Annotated in this window: 14 protein-coding genes; 7 read left to right on the top strand and 7 right to left on the bottom strand. The window is 60.6% G+C overall.

The window, feature by feature from the left end; translation table 11 throughout:
• The first annotated feature begins 58 nt into the window (after nucleotides 1–58).
• Nucleotides 59–607, top strand: coding sequence for a 1,6-anhydro-N-acetylmuramyl-L-alanine amidase AmpD (gene ampD, locus ALQ04_RS18110; RefSeq protein ID WP_122317118.1), 549 nt, complete (start codon nucleotides 59–61; stop codon nucleotides 605–607).
• Nucleotides 608–622: 15 nt separating this feature from the next.
• On the top strand, nucleotides 623–1,459 hold the full coding sequence (gene ampE, locus ALQ04_RS18105; RefSeq protein WP_122317117.1) for a regulatory signaling modulator protein AmpE: 837 nt from the start codon (nucleotides 623–625) through the stop codon (nucleotides 1,457–1,459).
• Between the two features lie 17 nt (nucleotides 1,460–1,476).
• On the opposite strand, the gene ALQ04_RS18100 is transcribed toward ampE, so the two are convergent.
• Both ALQ04_RS18100 and cra read right to left on the bottom strand, forming a co-directional pair.
• Nucleotides 1,477–2,271, bottom strand: coding sequence for a TatD family hydrolase (locus tag ALQ04_RS18100; protein ID WP_183142220.1), 795 nt, complete (start codon nucleotides 2,269–2,271; stop codon nucleotides 1,477–1,479).
• On the bottom strand, nucleotides 2,268–3,263 hold the full coding sequence (gene cra, locus ALQ04_RS18095) for a catabolite repressor/activator (protein WP_122317115.1): 996 nt from the start codon (nucleotides 3,261–3,263) through the stop codon (nucleotides 2,268–2,270). The genes ALQ04_RS18100 and cra overlap by 4 nt, the downstream gene beginning before the upstream one ends.
• A 339-nt stretch (nucleotides 3,264–3,602) precedes the next feature.
• Here cra and ptsP point away from each other — a divergent pair, with 339 nt between their 5' ends.
• The 4 genes from ptsP to ALQ04_RS18075 all read left to right on the top strand — a co-directional run bounded on the left by ptsP (nucleotide 3,603) and on the right by ALQ04_RS18075 (nucleotide 10,812).
• A complete protein-coding gene (ptsP, locus tag ALQ04_RS18090) occupies nucleotides 3,603–6,470 on the top strand; it encodes a phosphoenolpyruvate--protein phosphotransferase (RefSeq protein ID WP_122317114.1) in 2,868 nt (955 codons plus the stop codon).
• Entirely contained in the window at nucleotides 6,470–7,411 is a 942-nt protein-coding gene (pfkB, locus tag ALQ04_RS18085; protein ID WP_122317113.1) for a 1-phosphofructokinase, read from the top strand. Before ptsP ends, pfkB begins: the two co-directional genes overlap by 1 nt.
• A 12-nt stretch (nucleotides 7,412–7,423) precedes the next feature.
• Entirely contained in the window at nucleotides 7,424–9,166 is a 1,743-nt protein-coding gene (locus ALQ04_RS18080) for a PTS fructose-like transporter subunit IIB (RefSeq protein WP_122317112.1), read from the top strand.
• A gap of 89 nt (nucleotides 9,167–9,255) precedes the next feature.
• Nucleotides 9,256–10,812 (top strand): alkaline phosphatase, encoded by a 1,557-nt coding sequence (locus ALQ04_RS18075; protein WP_122317111.1) that lies wholly within the window; start codon nucleotides 9,256–9,258, stop codon nucleotides 10,810–10,812.
• A gap of 117 nt (nucleotides 10,813–10,929) precedes the next feature.
• Here ALQ04_RS18075 and ALQ04_RS18070 read toward each other — a convergent pair whose 3' ends face one another.
• Complete coding sequence (locus tag ALQ04_RS18070) at nucleotides 10,930–11,388, bottom strand: REP-associated tyrosine transposase (protein ID WP_122317110.1); 459 nt, start codon at nucleotides 11,386–11,388, stop codon at nucleotides 10,930–10,932.
• A 266-nt stretch (nucleotides 11,389–11,654) separates the two neighbouring features.
• On the opposite strand from ALQ04_RS18070, the gene ALQ04_RS18065 reads away from it, so the two are divergent.
• Entirely contained in the window at nucleotides 11,655–12,596 is a 942-nt protein-coding gene (locus tag ALQ04_RS18065; protein WP_122317109.1) for an AEC family transporter, read from the top strand.
• On the opposite strand, the gene ALQ04_RS18060 is transcribed toward ALQ04_RS18065, so the two are convergent.
• The 4 genes from ALQ04_RS18060 to gatB all read right to left on the bottom strand — a co-directional run bounded on the left by ALQ04_RS18060 (nucleotide 12,593) and on the right by gatB (nucleotide 16,075).
• Nucleotides 12,593–12,976: a carboxymuconolactone decarboxylase family protein gene (locus ALQ04_RS18060; protein ID WP_122317108.1), complete on the bottom strand. Its 384-nt coding sequence runs from the start codon at nucleotides 12,974–12,976 to the stop codon at nucleotides 12,593–12,595. The two genes, ALQ04_RS18065 and ALQ04_RS18060, sit on opposite strands and share 4 nt — an antisense overlap.
• 16 nt (nucleotides 12,977–12,992) lie before the next feature.
• Nucleotides 12,993–13,997 (bottom strand): calcium/sodium antiporter, encoded by a 1,005-nt coding sequence (locus ALQ04_RS18055; protein WP_122317107.1) that lies wholly within the window; start codon nucleotides 13,995–13,997, stop codon nucleotides 12,993–12,995.
• A 79-nt stretch (nucleotides 13,998–14,076) separates the two neighbouring features.
• Nucleotides 14,077–14,445 (bottom strand): septal ring lytic transglycosylase RlpA family protein, encoded by a 369-nt coding sequence (locus tag ALQ04_RS18050; protein WP_122317106.1) that lies wholly within the window; start codon nucleotides 14,443–14,445, stop codon nucleotides 14,077–14,079.
• A 166-nt stretch (nucleotides 14,446–14,611) separates the two neighbouring features.
• Nucleotides 14,612–16,075, bottom strand: a complete 1,464-nt coding sequence (gatB, locus tag ALQ04_RS18045; protein ID WP_122317105.1) for an Asp-tRNA(Asn)/Glu-tRNA(Gln) amidotransferase subunit GatB — start codon at nucleotides 16,073–16,075, stop codon at nucleotides 14,612–14,614.
• Between the last annotated feature and the right edge of the window lie 5 nt (nucleotides 16,076–16,080).

Genomic DNA, 16,080 nt, shown 5'->3' with positions numbered 1-16,080 from the left:
TCCAGCGGCGGTTTGAAGCATACTTGCGGCATCGACCCCATCACTTCAAGGAGCCTTCATGCAGTTGGACCCCGCAAGCGGTTGGTGTGAGGGCGTGCAGCACTGTCCCTCACCCAATTTCAATGCGCGACCCGAGGGTGAAATCTCGCTGTTGGTGATCCACAACATCAGCCTGCCGCCTGCCCGTTTCAAAACCGGCAAGGTTCAGGCTTTTTTTCAGAATCAACTGGATATCACCGAGCATCCCTATTTCGAGGGCATTGCCGATTTGCGCGTTTCGGCGCATTTTCTGATCGAGCGTGATGGGGATGTCATTCAGTTCGTCTCATGTCTTGACCGTGCCTGGCATGCTGGCGTTTCCTGTTTCGAGGGGCGTGAAGCCTGTAATGACTTTTCCATCGGAATCGAGCTGGAAGGCACGGATGACCAGCCCTTTACCGATGCGCAATATGCCGCCCTGATCGATCTGACGCGCCAGTTGCGTCAGGTGTTTACGGCAATTACGCCGCAGCGTATTTGTGGGCACAGCGATATTGCTCCGGGACGCAAGACCGATCCGGGGCCTTGTTTTGACTGGGCCCGTTTTCAAGCCGCCTTGCAGGACTGAAGTGAGGGATAAGCAATGAGTTTTCTGGTGTTGTTGCTGGCAGTCTGGGTCGAAAAGTTTTCGGCGCTGCGTCAGCGTGTACAACGTGACGGGCCCTGGCTGAAGGAACTGGCCAGGCTTGAGTCAAGCCCACGAACCGCCTCCCGTCCCTGGATCATGCTGGGCCTGTTGGTCCTGCTGCCGTTGCTGATTCTTCATCTGTTACTGACTATCATCGGCTCGGTGGCCTACGGCTGGCTGGCATTGCCTGTTCACCTGTTAGTGCTGATCTACAGCCTGGGGCGCGGCGATCTGCTGGCCGCATTGGGACCGTTTCGTGACGCTTGCCGACGTGGAGATGAACAGGCTGCCGTGCATGTTGCCGAAAGAGACATGGGCGTGCTGGCGGACAATGGCGAAGAACTGCTGGAAGGGGTTCAAGGCTACATGCTCTGGCAGGCCTACCAGAGTTTCTTCGTGGTGATCTTCTGGTATTTCCTGCTGGGTCCGGTTGCTGCGCTGGCTTACCGGCTGCTGGCTCTGGCGACCGAACACGGCACCAATCCTGCACTGGTGGAGCGTGCGACGCAATTGCGGCATGCCTTCGACTGGGTGCCGGTCAGATTGCTGGCGGCCAGCTTCGCGCTGGTTGGCAACTTCGTGGCAGTCAGCCGGGTGATGCTGCATGAGCTGCTCAACTGGAACATCAGCGCTGCACAATTGGTAACCCGCATTGGCCGTGTTGCCAGCGAAGTCCCGGCACCGGTCATGGGCGCCGATGGCGTGACCAGCCTCGACCTGCTCTGGGAGCTGCTGATCCGCGCTGCAATCGTCTGGTACGCCGGCTTTGCCTTGTGGACCCTACTGATCTAACCGTTTGTGGAGCGAATTCATTCGCGAAAAGTCCAGCCAAACAACTCGCAGGCATTGCGCGTACTTTCTTCCGCCAACCGCTCCGGGCTGATCTTCAGCAGCCCGGCCAGCGCCTGACAGATCTCGGGCAGGTGCTCCGGGCTGTTGCGTTGATCGGGGTACATTGCCGGGGCCATATCCGGCGAATCGGTTTCCAGCACAATGCTCTCCAGCGGTAGCTCGGCAATGACCCGGTGCATGCGCAATGCCTGTGGCCAGGTAGCGGCACCGCCAAGGCCGAGTCTGAAACCCAGCCTGATGTATTCCCGGGCCTCTTCCCTGCTGCCGGCAAACGCATGGATGATCCCGCAGCGTTTGAGTTTGTGGCGCTTGAGGGTGGCTATCACATCCGCGTGGCTGCGCCGTACATGCAGCAGCGCCGGCAACTCGAAATCGGCGGCCAGTTGCAATTGCGCCTCGAAGACCTGTTGCTGACGCTGGCGATCCGGATTTTCAACGTAGTAATCCAGACCGATCTCGCCTACCGCACACAGCTGTGGATGACCTTTCAGCCGGGTCAGCCAGTCGCCCAGTTCGTTCAGGTGCTCGGGGCGATGTTCGTCAATGTAGACCGGGTGCAGACCGAATGCGGCATGCAGTTGCGGATGCTCCAGCGTCAGATCCCACAGCCGTTGCCAGTTACGCTGATAGACACCCAGAACCACCATGCGCTGCACGCCGAGAGTGCGGCAGTGCTCCAGAACCTGCGCCCGGTCTGTGTCGAAGTCCGGAAAATCCAGATGAGTGTGGGTATCGATCAGCGGCACCGTCAGGCCTCGTGAATACGTTGCTTGAAGGTCCGCCCGATCGCGTGCACGCCGGGTTGGTACTGGTTGCTTTCGATAGCGGCAAGAGCCAGTTGCAGGGCTTTTTCGGCAATCAACTGATGTTGCTGGGCCATGGCATTCACTGGCAGCGGCAGGAAATCCAGCAACTGCGTATCACCGAAGGTTCCCAGGTGCAGCTGCGCCGGGTTGAGTTGCTGGCTTTGCAACACATCGAAAACACCCTGCAGCAAGACATAGGAAGTCGTGATCAGCGCATTGGGCAGGTGCCCCAGGCGTTGCAGCATGTCACTCATCAGGCGCTGGCCGCATTCGCGACTGAAGGCTTCGCCGTGTTCCACAATCACATTGCCGGTGAAGTCGCCCAGCGCATGCCGGAACCCTTCCGCCCGCGCCTGGCTGACGCTCAGCTCAGGGCGTGCGCCGATCAGGGCGATATGTTCGGGGTGGGTCTGCAGCAGGCTGCGGGTCAGTTGCAGGCTGGCGTCGTGGTCGTCGCTGACCACCGAGCAGAAGAACTCCGGATTCATTTCCCGGTCGATGGCGATGATCGGCAAGCCTTTGTCCTGCAGCTCGCGGTAACTGTCGTCACTGGCGGGCAGGCAACTGGCGACCAGCAAGGCATCGCAACGACGGGCACGAAATACCTGCAACAGTTGCAGCTCGCTGATGGGATCGTCGTCGGAGCTGGCAATCAGCAACTGGTAGCCATGGGCGCGTGCGCCTTGCTCCAGCAGCTTGGCGATCCGGGCGTAACTGGGGTTTTCCAGGTCCGGCAGGATAAAGCCCAGGGTTCGGCTGTGACGGCTGCGCAGCCCGGCAGCCTGCGGGTTGGGGCGGAAATCATGTTGATCGACCACGGCCTGGACGCGCTCGACGGTCGCGGGGCTGATGCGTTGTTGTTCGGCCTTGCCGTTGATTACGTAACTGGCCGTGGTGACGGAAACACCTGCCAGACGCGCAATGTCGCTGAGTTTCACGCGAAAAGTTCCTTTTCGTGGTTGTCTCGGATCCAGCGAGGAGTTTCGCTGATCGTTGAGCATCTTTACAGCAGACCATGGGGGATACCCAAGTGCTCGGTGTATTTTGCGAAGTCTCCTACAGCTATCGGACCGACTGGGCTTCAACCTGAACCCATAATCGAGTAACGTGCCGTGCAATTGTAGATTAAACGATTCAGCAAGCGGATATTTGCTGTAAATCAAGGTCAAAGTGCTATCCGACAGGCAGCACTTTCATCACCTAAGCTGTCGATCACTACATGGTCGTCATTAAAACAAGAATCAGGTAGCGCTCTGGCGCTGCACAGGAGTCAAGGCATGCTCGAACTCTCACTGGAGCAAATATCCATGAGCCAGTCGGCTGTGGATAAGTCTGGCGCGTTGCAACTGATTGCCGACCATCTGGTCGCCGACGGTCTGGTTGCAGAGGGGTATCTCAAAGGACTGATGAATCGCGAGCAGCAAGGTTCGACCTTCCTCGGCCAAGGCATCGCGATCCCTCATGGCACGCCCGAAACCCGTGATCTGGTGTTCAACACCGGCGTGCGCCTGATGCAGTTTCCCGAGGGGGTGGATTGGGGCGACGGGCAGATGGTCTATCTGGCTATCGGCATCGCGGCCAAGTCGGACGAGCACTTGCGGTTGCTGCAACTCTTGACCCGCGCCCTGGGCGAAGCGGATCTGGGCCAGGCTCTGCGCGAGGCGAAAACGCCGGAAGACCTGCTGCGACTCCTGCAAGGTGCGCCTCAGGAACTGGCACTCGATGCGCAGATGATCAGCCTCGGTGTGTCGGCCGATGACTTTGAAGAACTGGTCTGGCGCGGCGCTCGCCTGTTGCGCCGGGCTGACTGCGTGAATAACGGTTTTGCCGCGATTCTCCAGCAGGTCGAAGCGCTGTCGCTGGGTGATGGCCTGTGGTGGTTGCACAGCGAGCAGACGGTCAAGCGTCCTGGCCTGGCCTTTGTCACCCCGGACAAACCCTTGCGCTATCTGGGCCAGCCACTGACCGGACTGTTTTGTCTGGCCAGCCTGGGCGAAGCCCATCAGAGCTTGCTGGAGCGCCTGTGCTCGCTGTTGATCGAAGGTCGCGGCCACGAACTGGGCCACGCCACCAACAGTCGGGTCATCCTCCAGGCGCTGGGCGGTGAATTGCCCGCCGAATGGCCGACCAGCCAGATCGTCCTGGCTAACGCGCATGGCCTGCATGCCCGTCCTGCCAAGGTGCTGGCGCAACTGGCCAAGGAGTTTGAAGGCGAAATTCGTGTGCGTGTACTGGAAACTGGCGAAACGGCGGTGTCGGCCAAGAGCCTGAGCAAACTGCTCAGCCTCGGTGCGCGCCGCGGTCAGACGCTGGAGTTCATCGCTGAGCCGACTATCGCGGCAGACGCCTTGCCGGCCTTGCTGGCGGCAGTGGAGCAAGGCCTGGGTGAAGAAGTCGAGCCCTTGCCGGTGGCGACCGAACCGCAAGCCGTTCCACCGCAAGCCGCAGTTGCCAAGGCTGTGGCTGCACCGCTCGATGGCGCAGTGCTGCAAGCGGTTTCGGCTTCTCCGGGCATCGCTATCGGGCCTGCGCATATTCAAGTGCTGGAAGCGTTCGACTATCCGGCGCAGGGCGAATCGGTGGCTGCCGAGCGTGCGCGTCTGCAGCAGGCTCTGGTCGAGGTGCGGCAGGACATCGAAAGCCTGATCCAGCGCAGCAAGGCCAAGGCCATTCGCGAAATTTTCATCACCCACCAGGAAATGCTCGATGACCCGGAACTGGGCAACGAGGTCGAGCTGCGCCTGAACAAGGGCGAAAGTGCTGCGGCCGCCTGGGCCGGTGTGATCGATGCTGCCGCTACCCAGCAGGAACAATTGAATGATGCGTTGCTGGCCGAGCGCGCGGCGGACCTGCGCGATGTCGGGCGTCGCGTGCTGGCGCAGATCTGTGGCGTTGAAACCGTGGCCGCTCCGGACGAGCCTTACATTCTGGTGATGGACGAAGTCGGTCCGTCCGACGTCGCGCGTCTGGATGCGGCGCACGTCGCGGGAATTCTGACCGCCCGCGGCGGGGCAACGGCGCACAGCGCCATCGTGGCCCGTGCCCTCGGTATTCCTGCGCTGGTTGGTGCTGGCGACGCTGTGTTGCAGCTCAAGCCGGGTACTGCACTGTTACTCGACTGCCAGCGCGGGCGCTTGACCGTTGCCCCGGACGAATCGACCTTGCAGCGCGCGTTGCAGGACCGCGATGCCCGTGAACAGCGCCTCAAGGCCGCTGCTGCCTCGCGCATGGAGCCCGCTGTAACCCGCGATGGCCATGCCGTCGAAGTGTTTGCCAACATCGGTGACAGCGCCGGAACACCGGCAGCAGTGGAGCAGGGCGCCGAGGGTATCGGTCTGTTGCGCACCGAGTTGCTGTTCATGGCTCATTCCCAGGCGCCGGACGAAGCCACCCAGGAAGCCGAATACCGCCGCGTACTGACCGATCTCGGCGGGCGGCCTCTGGTGGTTCGTACCCTGGATGTCGGTGGCGACAAGCCGCTGCCGTACTGGCCCATCGACAAGGAAGAAAATCCGTTCCTCGGTGTGCGCGGCATTCGCCTGACCCTGCAACGTCCCGATGTGATGGAAAGCCAGTTGCGCGCCTTGTTGCGTTCGGCCGACAGCGGCCCGCTGCGCATCATGTTCCCGATGGTCGGCACGCTTGAAGAATGGCGGCAGGCGCGGGACATGACACTGCGTCTGCGCGAAGAAATCCCGGTCAGCGATCTGCAACTGGGGATCATGATCGAAGTGCCGTCAGCCGCCTTGCTGGCCCCGGTGCTGGCGAAGGAAGTGGACTTCTTCAGTGTCGGCACCAACGACCTGACGCAATACACCATGGCCATCGACCGCGGCCATCCGACTCTTTCCGCGCAAGCGGACGGTCTGCACCCCAGCGTATTGCAACTGATCGACATCACCGTGCGTGCCGCCCATGCCAATGGCAAGTGGGTCGGCGTGTGCGGCGAGCTGGCTGCGGACCCGCTGGCGGTGCCGGTGCTGGTCGGGCTGGGTGTGGATGAATTGAGTGTTTCGGCGCGCAGCATTGGCGAGGTCAAGGCTTGTGTGCGGGAACTGGAACTGATGACCGCTCGACAGCTGGCGCAACAGGCGCTGTCGGCAGGTAGCGCCGCCGAAGTGCGTGCGCTGGTGGAGGCCTTGTAATGGCGAAGATTCTTACCCTGACCATGAACCCGGCGCTGGACCTGACCGTGCAGTTGGGTCAACTGGAACTCGGGCAGGTCAATCGCAGCGATGCGATGCTCAGCCATGCGGCGGGCAAGGGCCTGAACGTGGCTCAAGTACTGGCCGATCTGGGTCATGAACTGACCGTGGCCGGATTTCTCGGTATCGACAATCAACAGCCGTTCGAGTCGCTGTTTGCCCGGCGCGGTTTTGTCGACGAGTTCGTACGGGTGCCCGGAGAAACCCGCAGCAATATCAAGCTGGCCGAAGGCAGTGGCCGTATCACTGACTTGAACGGTCCTGGTCCGCAGGTCGGCGAAGCGGCCCAGCAGGCCTTGTTCGCCAGAGTCGAACAGATTGCCTCCGGCTTCGATGCCGTGGTGGTCGCTGGCAGCCTGCCGCGTGGTGTGACGCCCGAGTGGTTGCAAAAGCTGTTGCTGATGCTCAAGAACCTCGGTCTCAAGGTCGCACTGGACAGCAGCGGCCTGGCCCTGCGTGCCGGTCTGGCCGCTGCTCCGTGGCTGATCAAGCCCAATACCGAAGAGCTGGCCGATGCCCTCGACGCACCGATCATCTCCATCGCGGCCCAGGCCGAAGCAGCGACCCGCCTGCGCGCTCAGGGCATCGAGCATGTGGTGATTTCCCAGGGCTCCGAAGGCGTGCACTGGTTCAGTTCCGGCACTGCGCTGCATGCCTTGCCGCCCAAGGTCACCGTCGCCAGTACCGTCGGCGCCGGTGATTCGCTGCTGGCGGGCATGGTGCATGGCCTGCTCAGTGGTCATGACCCGCAGAAAACCTTGCGCACGGCGACGGCGATTGCTGCCATGGCCGTGACCCAGATCGGTTTCGGCATTACCGATGCCGCCCAACTCAAACGGCTTGAAGGCGGCGTCACTGTGCGCAACCTGACAGAACAATAAGAGAGGCTCGTGATGAAGTTAGCCATTGTAACGGCCTGCCCGAACGGCAAGGTCAGCAGCGTCCTCAGTGCCCGCTTGCTCGACGCGGCAGCACAGCGTCAGGGTTGGGAAACCAGTGTCGAAGTTGTGGACCCGAACAAGCCCGAACAGCATCTTTCGGCCCTTGATATCGAAGCGGCCGAACTGGTGCTGGTGGTCAACACCGGTCCGCTGGACCTGAGCCGTTTCGCCGGCAAGCGTCTGTTCCAGGACACGCCTGCCCATGCCCTGCAGGATGTGGACAGTTTCCTGAAGTGCGCCGCCGAACAGGCTCAAGTCTATGCCGCGCCTGTGGCTGATGACGCGGCTACATCTGCCGGTTCCGGTGGTCAGCCGCGCATCGTCGCGATTACGGCTTGCCCGACTGGCGTAGCGCACACCTTCATGGCCGCCGAGGCCATTCAGCAGGCGGCCAAGCGCCTTGACTATGACCTGCAGGTGGAAACCCAGGGTTCGGTCGGAGCGCGCAACCCGCTCAGCCCCCAGGCGATTGCCGACGCCGATGTGGTGTTGCTGGCGACGGATATCGAGGTCAACACCGACCGCTTTGCCGGCAAGAAAATCTATCGCTGTGGCACCGGCATCGCCCTCAAGCAGTCCGAAGCGACCCTGAAAAAAGCCCTGGCAGAAGGGCAGGTCGAGTCGGCAGGCAGTACGGCTCAAGCTCCAGCCAAGAAAGAGGGTACCGGGGTCTACAAGCACTTGCTGACCGGTGTGTCGTTCATGCTGCCGATGGTGGTGGCGGGCGGACTGTTGATTGCCTTGTCGTTCGTGTTCGGTATCAAGGCTTTTGAAGAGCAGGGCACCCTGGCGGCGGCCTTGATGCAGATTGGCGGCGAGGCGGCATTCAAGCTGATGGTGCCGTTGCTGGCCGGTTACATTGCCTACTCCATCGCAGACCGTCCCGGCCTGGCACCCGGAATGATCGGTGGTCTGTTGGCCAGCACCCTGGGCGCGGGTTTCATTGGCGGTATCGTGGCCGGCTTCCTGGCCGGTTACAGTGCCTTGTTGATCAACCGTTATGCACGCCTGCCAGCCAGTGTCGAAGCGCTCAAGCCGATCTTGATCATCCCGCTGCTGTCGAGCCTGTTCACCGGTCTGGTGATGATCTACGTCGTCGGCAAACCGGTTGCAGGCATGCTCGCCAGCCTGACCACCTTTCTGGACAGCATGGGCACCACCAACGCGATTCTGCTGGGCGTATTACTCGGGGCAATGATGTGCGTGGATCTTGGTGGCCCGATCAACAAGGCTTCCTATGCGTTTTCCGTGGGCTTGCTGGCTTCGCAGAGTTATGCGCCCATGGCCGCGGCGATGGCTGCGGGCATGGTGCCGCCGATCGGTATGGGCATCGCCACGATCCTCGCCCGCCGCAAGTTCGCGCAGAGCGAGCGCGAGGCAGGCAAGGCCGCGTTCGTACTGGGGCTGTGCTTCATTTCCGAAGGTGCGATCCCGTTTGCCGCCAAGGACCCGCTGCGGGTGATTCCCGCCAGCGTGATCGGTGGTGCATTGACCGGTGCGCTGTCGATGTACTTCGGCTGCAAACTGATGGCCCCGCATGGCGGCCTGTTCGTGATGCTGATCCCCAATGCGATCAACCATGCCTTGCTGTATCTGCTGGCGATTGTCGTGGGTAGCGTGGCGACGGGTGTGATCTATGCAGTGCTCAAGCGCCCCGAAGTCGTGGAGATGGAACTGGCAACCGCCAAGGCCTGAAACACTCAGCAGGGTTTGTCGAGTGGCTGTCACATGCTTCCAACATTGGCCTGCTAGGTTTCCCCTTTCCTTTCCGAAAGGGGTTAACCATGAGCCAGTTCGATCTCAAGCGTCGCCGTGTGATTCAGGCTGTCGGTGCCGGTTTCCTGTTGCCAGGACTGGCGCCCGCGGTCATCGCTTCGGTGCAGGATCGTCCGAAAATGACCGACGGCGTGCAGTCCGGAGATCTGCTGGGTGATCGGGCGATGGTCTGGAGCCGCAGCGACCGGCCTTCACGGATGGTGGTCGAGTGGGATACCCGCAGCATGTTCACCAACCCGCGGCGGCTGGTGTCGGCCCTGGCCGATCAACGCACCGACTTCACGGCCCGGGTCGAACTGAGTGGCTTGCCTGTCGATCAGGCGATTTTCTACCGAGTGCATTTCGAGGACGCCCAGTCGGGTGTCGCCAGCGAACCCTGGTTCGGCCATTTGCGCAGCATGCCGCAACAGCGTCGCGACATCCGTTTCGTGTGGAGCGGCGACACGGTTGGCCAGGGCTTTGGCATCAACCCGGACATTGGTGGCATGCGTATCTATGAAGCCATGCGTCTGCGCTTGCCGGACTTCTTCATCCACAGTGGCGACACCATCTACGCCGACGGCCCGATTCCCGAGCAGATCACCACCGAAGGCGGGCGCATCTGGCGCAACATCACCAGCGAAGCGAAGAGCAAGGTCGCGGAAACCCTCGACGAGTATCGCGGCAACTACCGCTACAACCTGATGGATGAGAACCTGCGCCGCTTCAATGCCGAGGTGCCGCAGATCTGGCAGTGGGACGACCACGAAGTCACCAACAACTGGTCGCCCAGCAAGCAACTGGATGACCGCTACAAGGTCAAGGATATCCAGCTGCTGGCGGCGCGCGGTCGGCAGGCCTTTCTTGAATATGCGCCGATGCGCTTGCAGCAGGCCGATAACGGCGGGCGTATCTACCGCAAGATTCCCTATGGGCCGATGCTCGATGTATTCGTGCTGGACATGCGCAGCTATCGCGATGGCAACGACGCCAACCTGGCCGACAAACCGGGACCGACCACCGCCTTCCTGGGTCGTGAGCAACTGGACTGGCTCAAGCGCGAACTCAAGGCCTCGAATGCTCAATGGAAAGTCATCGCCGCCGACATGCCCATCGGCCTTGGCGTACCGGACGGCGAAGTCAGCCCGGGTGTGGCGCGCTGGGAAGCGATTGCCAACGGCAACGATGGCCCGGCTCTGGGCCGTGAACTGGAAGTGGCGGAACTGCTGGCGTTCATGCGCGCACAAAAGATCCGGGATTGCGTCTGGCTGACCGCCGATGTGCATTACTGCGCGGCGCATCACTATCAGCCGGAGCGTGCCGTGTTCCAGGATTTCGACCCGTTCTGGGAATTCGTCGCCGGACCGCTCAATGCAGGCAGCTTCGGTCCCAACCCGCTGGACAAGACCTTTGGCCCGGAACTGGTCTTCCAGAAGGCCCCGCCCGCCCAGAACACCTCACCCTTTGCCGGATTTCAGTTTTTCGGCGAGGTAAACATCGATGGGCAAAGCGCAGAAATGACCGTGACCTTGCGGGACCTGGATGGGGTGTCGGTGTTTGAGAGGAGGCTGCAGCCAGTGACCTAGCGCGCTGTCGCCAGCAAGCTGCCTCCCACAGGTCTGGATGAGTGCCCAACTTCCTGTGGGCACTGAAGTCACCCTGTGGGAGGCAGCTTGCTGGCGACGACTGAAGTTCAGGCACCACTAAATCCATACAGCATCCCAGAGCGAATATTCCCGAATGTTATTGACCAAGCCTGCCCGCTCAGGATTTGCAACGATGTAGCGCGCAACGACAAGGATATCCTTCTCCCGTCGTATGGCTCTATCGTGATATCCATCTTGCCAAAGTCGGCCTGTGCGCTTGCTGGCTTTGTTCAAGGCTATTGTGCTTCTGGATTTGACCCTCTGCATGACTCGCGGCAGTGAGTCTGTGCGTAATTCAAATAGCCAATGTAAGTGATCAGGCATTACGACCCAGGCCAGTGAGTGAACAAGTTCCATTTCATGGGCATGTCTTAGCTCATTCACGAGCAGGCGACCGAGAAGCCAATCCGTAAATACCGGTTTCCGAGCGAGCGTGGTTGCAGTCACCAGATAGAGTTGTCCTGTTACAGAGAAGCGGCCTTTACGCAAATTTTGTGAGTGTGGTTTTTCAGGCATTCCCTTGCCCTTTTCTTGTCGGGTAGAGACGCCGAATCTACTTTCTGGAGATATTCTTCAGGAGTTTATGGTTTGACTGTATGTGTCGTCGCCAGCCAGCTGTCTCTCACAGGAAGCTGGCAGTTCCTACTTCAGTGCCCACAAGAGGCCGGGCACTAATCCAGACCTGTGGGCGACAGCGGTGTGAAGAGCTGAAATTCCTTGCAACACCTTGCTCCCGGCTGGCTTATGATGAGGTCACCTAACCACAGGACCGGGTCTGCGGCATGCTGGCTATTTTTCTTGAAACCCTGAACATCACCGCGCCTGTGTTCGCCATGTTGTTTCTGGGTGTCATCCTCAAACGTATTCATGCGATCAACGATGGGTTCATCGTCGTGGCGTCGGGGCTGGTGTTCAATGTCACCATGCCGGCTCTGCTGTTTCTGGGGATCATTCATGCTGATCTGTCCGAGGCCCTGCAGCCAAAGCTGCTGATTTTCTTCGGCCTGGCCACGCTGTTGAGCTTTTTGGCTACGTGGGGTTGGGCGATCTGGCGTTGCCCGCGTGAAGAGCGCGGGGTGTATGTTCAGGGCGCGTTTCGGGGCAATAACGGCGTGGTCGGCCTGGCGCTGGCGGCCAGTATGTATGGTGCATATGGCATTTCGCTGGGAGCGATTCTCGCTGCGCTGGTCATCGTTTTCTACAACACCTTGTCGACCATCGTCCTGGCGGTCTACAGCCCGGTCATCAAGTCCGATCCGTGGAGTGTGTTCAAAAGCGTACTGGCCAATCCGTTGATCATCAGCGTCATTGTCGCGTCACCCTTTGCCTGGTTCAGCATCGGCCTGCCCAAGTGGCTGGAAACCTCCGGCAGCTATCTGGCGCAGATGACCTTGCCGCTGGCGCTGATCTGTATTGGCGGCACGCTGTCGCTGGCGTCCTTGCGTAAAAGTGGCAAGCTGGCGATCAGCGCCAGCCTGGTGAAAATGGTCTGGCTGCCGCTGATCTGCACCTTTGCCGCCTGGCTGGTGGGCTTCCGTGGTGCGGAGCTGGGGATTCTGTTCCTGTACTTCGGCAGCCCGACAGCCGCCGCCAGCTACATCATGGCCCGTACCGCCAATGGCAATTACGAGCTGGCTGCCGCGATCATTGTCATCACCACCCTGGCAGCGGCGGTGACGACCAATATCGGTATTTTCCTGTTGCAGTGGGGCGGCTGGATCTAGTCGGCTTTCTGGTAGGTATCGATCACTTCCTGCGCCGCGCGAAACGCTTCGATAGCCGCTGGCACGCCGGCATAGACCGCGCAATGCAACAGGGCTTCACGTATCTCGTCCACGCTGCAGCCGTTGTTCAGAGCGCCGCGCACATGGCCCTTGAGTTCCTGCGAGCACTTGAGGGCGGTGAGGGTCGCCAGGGTAATCAGGCTGCGGGTTTTCAGGTCCAGGCCTTCGCGGCGCCAGACGTTGCCCCAGGCATGTTCGTTGATGAATTCCTGCAGCGGTCGACTGAAGTCGGTGGCGTTATCCAGTGCTCGATCAACGTAGACATCGCCCATCACCTGGCGGCGTATCTGTTCGCCGTTGCCGATTGTCTTGTCTGTCATGGCCTTTCCCCTTGGATCAATGTTGGCGCCGCCAGGCTTTCACGATGCCAAAGGCAACCGCAATCCCCAGCAGCGGCAGGATGAACTGGAACATCAGGTGCTCAAGCCTTTCGGCCATCAACATGCCGGTGCTGAACGACACGATATGCAGGCCGTAGGTCAGATACAACGCCAATAGCAGCAGCCCTTCAAGGCGAGTGATGCGATAGCCGGCGTAAAACAGCGGCAGGCACAACACGGCGACGCCGAGCATGATCGGCAGATCGAAGACCAGTGCGTTGGGCGAGATCGACAAGGGCACGGGGGAGGCCAGGGCTGTCACGCCCAGCACGCCCAGCAGGTTGAACAGGTTACTGCCGATCACATTGCCCACCGCGATATCCCGCTCGCCGCGCAGGGCTGCGATCAGCGAGGTCATCAGCGCAGGCAGCGAGGTGACGATGGCGATCAGTGTCAGGCCGATGATGCGTTCGGACAGCCCCAGATTGATCGCGACCACCACCGCGGCGTTTACCAGCAAATGACCGCCAAGCGACAGTAACAGCAAGCCGCTTGTCAGCATGGCGATGCAGGTGAACGTGTGAGGTTTTTCCTTGGTATTGGTGTGGCCGTGACGTGCGCCATGGCTGGCCTGGCGCAGAACGATAAACAGGCAGGTCAGCATCGCGCCTAGCAGCAATACGCCATCGAGCTTGCTGAACTCGCCGTTCCAGCTCAGGCCAATCACCAGCAGGCTGGCCCCGATCATCAGCGGGATATCGATCCGCAGCACCTGGCGGGCGACGCGCAGCGGAATGATCAAGGCGCACAGGCCCAGTGTCACCAATACATTGAAGATATTGCTGCCGATGACACTGCCCACGGCAATGTCGATGCTGTCCGAGAAGGCGGCCTGCAGGCTGACGGCCATCTGGGGTGCGCTGCTGCCCAGTGCGACCACGGTCAGGCCGATGATCAGCGGGCGAATCCGCAGGATGGAGGCCAGGCGTATCGCGGCGCGTACCGACAGTTCGGCGCCCATCAGCAGCAGTAAAAGGCCACTTACTAACTGGATGAGTGCGGGGGCGGGAAGGGTCGATAGCTGGATAATTAGGCTGTCCTCAGTCGAGGCCCTGGACACGCACTGGCGCGGTGCCGCTGCGCAGCATGCCCAGTTGTTCGGCGGCCTCGCGTGATACGTCGATCAGCCTTCCACGTATGTGAGGGCCACGATCGTTGATGCGCAGGACGACGCTCTTGTCGTTATCCAGGTTGGTGACTTTGACCCGGGTGCCAAACGGCAATTCGCGATGGGCTGCCGTCAAGGCATTCTGATTGAAGGGTTCGCCACTGGCGGTGCGTTTACCGTGATGCCGGGCGCCGTAATAGGACGCGCGACCGGTTTCGTCGTAGCCGTGGGGATCAATGTCATGACTGGCGCAACCGGCCAGTAGAGTCAGCAGGGAGCAGGCAGTGAGAAGTCGGCGCATGGGTCAAGTCCTGTGATGCCTGTTGGATCATTGTAAATACCGTTTTGCCTGGTCGCGGGCAAGCCCCTGCCGCTGTGTCAGGGGCAACCCGCAGGAGCGAATTCATTCGCGAAAAGGCTGCTGAACAGACTTCGCGGATGAATCCTCTCTTACAGGTTTTTTGCGTTTAGCCTTCGAGCTTGGCCTTCAGCAGTTCGTTCACTTGCTGCGGGTTGGCCTTGCCTTTGGAGGCTTTCATCGCCTGACCGACGAAGAAACCGAACATCTTGCCACGCTTGGCTTCGTCTGCGGCGCGGTACTGTTCGACCTGCTCGGCATTGGCCGCAAGCATCTCGTCGAGCATCGACTCGATGGCACCGCTGTCGGTGACCTGTTTCAGGCCGCGCCGCTCAATAATTTCATCAGCGCTTCCCTCTCCATGTATTACTGCTTCACCGTCTGCCATCGCCTCAAGAATAGTTTTGGCGATCTTGCCGGAAATGGTGTTGTCGGTGATGCGCTTGAGCATGCCGCCCAATTGCTCGGCGCTGACCGGCGACTCTTCGATTTCCAGGCCTTGCTTGTTCAGCAGGCTGCCCAGCTCGACCATGACCCAGTTGGCTGCCAGCTTGGCGTCGCCACTGATGCTGACCACCTGCTCGAAGTAGTCGGCCTGCTCGCGGCTGGAGGCCAGCACGCTGGCGTCGTACGCCGACAAAGCGAACTGGCTCTGGAAGCGTTCGCGTTTCTGCGGTGGCAACTCCGGCAGGGTGGCGCGGGTGGCGTCGAGGAACGAGTCTTCGATGATCACCGGCAACAGGTCCGGATCGGGGAAGTAACGGTAGTCGTTGGCTTCCTCCTTGCTGCGCATGGCGCGGGTTTCGTTGGTGTTCGGGTCGTACAGGCGAGTCTGCTGGATGACCTTGCCGCCGTCTTCGATCAGGTCGATCTGGCGCTGGATCTCGCTGTTGATCGCCTTCTCGATGAAGCGGAACGAGTTGACGTTCTTGATCTCGCAGCGGGTGCCGAACTCGACCTGGCCTTTTGGCCGGATCGAAACGTTGCAGTCGCAACGCAGCGAACCTTCGGCCATGTTGCCGTCGCAGATGCCGAGGTAACGAACCAGCGCGTGGATCGCCTTGACGTAAGCCACGGCTTCCTTGGCGCTGCGCATGTCCGGCTCGGAGACGATTTCCAGCAGCGGAGTGCCAGCACGGTTGAGGTCGATACCGGTCATGCCGCTGTAGTCTTCGTGCAGGCTCTTGCCCGCATCTTCTTCCAGGTGCGCGCGGGTGATGCCGACGCGCTTGACCGTGCCGTCTTCCAGCGTGATATCCAGATGCCCTTTACCCACGATGGGCAATTCCATCTGGCTGATCTGGTAGCCCTTTGGCAGGTCCGGGTAGAAGTAGTTCTTGCGGGCGAACACGTTGTGCTGGCCGATCTCGGCATCCACCGCCAGACCGAACATCACGGCCATGCGCACGGCTTCTTTGTTGAGTACCGGCAATACGCCCGGCATGCCCAGATCGACGAGGCTGGCCTGAGTGTTCGGCTCGGAGCCGAACGTAGTGGCGCTGCCGGAGAAAATCTTCGACTGGGTCGAAAGCTGGGTGTGAATCTCCAGCCCGATGACGACTTCCCATTGCATGTAAT

The sequence above is a fragment of the Pseudomonas cichorii genome (assembly GCF_003700275.1).
GTDB classification, from domain to species: domain Bacteria; phylum Pseudomonadota; class Gammaproteobacteria; order Pseudomonadales; family Pseudomonadaceae; genus Aquipseudomonas; species Aquipseudomonas cichorii_B.
This window is presented reverse-complemented; position numbering and strand designations above follow the sequence as displayed.